A 1,275-nucleotide genomic window follows, 5' to 3' on the forward strand; every position below is an offset into this window, starting at 1 on the left:
ACGGGGCGAATTCCATCAATCAATCCCTCGCGGACCAGGGAGGCCCTGCTCGGTGGTTTGCGTTTCTGGGTTTCGGTGATCAAGGCTTCAAGACGGGCACGCAACTCAGCATCTGGCACCGCACCTTGCGCGCTCAAGGCAACAAGTTCGCCGAGCAGCGTTTTGTACATTGCGGCCCAATTGACGGTAGCGGGGACATCGGCGGCAGCCTGACGCCACAGATCGGCGATCCGGCGCTGCACCATAAGGATCAACTGGTCTGTGGTGGTGAACAGGCAATACCGAAGAAAGCATGCGACCTCCACGGTGCGCGCTGGCTCTTTGATCTTGGCTCCGGCTGAGGGCGGCCTGGAGACAAGTCGGCGCGCGTAGCGGCGCAAGATGAGATCGGGGATGTCTGCCAGGTGCTTATGAACGTCCAGCGTGTAAAGCAGGTCGATGCGCTCCAGTACCTCGCTGATTTGGCGGGTTGAGTGTTTCGCCGGTGCAGCCCATAGCCAACTCTGCTGGGTTTGTCCATCTGGGCGCAGCTCTGAAACTGAGGCTCGCCAGCGATCAAGTGTTGCTGGATCAACGCTGGCGGCGATGGCGGTGCCTGTTTCAACTTCAAGCTGGGCAAGTGCCGCCGCAATCAGTGTCCGAATTGCCCGCTCGTGCACGATCACCAGCTTGTTCTTGTACAGCCATTGACGCGCCCGCACGAGTAGCTGATCGCGGTCGGCGCAGCGCGCCACTTCGTCGCGCAGTTCACGTACCAGTGAGCGGCGCTGGTGCTCGCTCATCCACTGGAATCCAAGGACCGTGCAGGCTACTTGTTGGTGATCGAATAGCGTGCGCCCGCGTTCATACATGGCTCTCAGCGAGGCGACTTCTGGTGCTGCAATGCCAAGCTCGTTGCCAAGGTGGCGCCACAAGGCTACTGGAATTACCCGAAAGGCACCGAGCAAACGCCCACTCATGCGCAGGAAACCAATATGGAGCGCCAGACCAAGCTTGTGGGAATCACCTCGGCGTGCATTGATTGCGTCGCGCTCGGCACCATCGAAGGTGAAAAATGCCTTCATCTCGAAGTCGCTGATATCGCGGGGGAGCCCACGCATCCCCAAAAACGTTGTGTGCCAACCCTGCATCGTGAACCTCAAAAGTGGGAGGCCACCATACCCGTTTACAAAGCGAACAGGAAAGTCAATGAAATCAACGGTCTACCCAGACCACCCCCGCGCCAGTGCTAGCTTTGCGTACCGTCACTTATTGCACTGAAAACGAGGAGACCCC

General features: G+C 58.9%; 1 protein-coding gene. It reads right to left on the minus strand.

Annotated elements, in window-relative coordinates:
- Positions 1-1,130, minus strand: a 1,130-nt coding sequence (locus ACG01O_RS22225; RefSeq protein WP_394387795.1) for a DUF4158 domain-containing protein, incomplete at its 3' end; no start/stop codon positions are given.
- Positions 1,131-1,275: the final 145 nt, after the last annotated feature.

The organism is Pelomonas baiyunensis, assembly GCF_043555935.1.
Lineage (GTDB): Bacteria > Pseudomonadota > Gammaproteobacteria > Burkholderiales > Burkholderiaceae_C > Pelomonas > Pelomonas baiyunensis.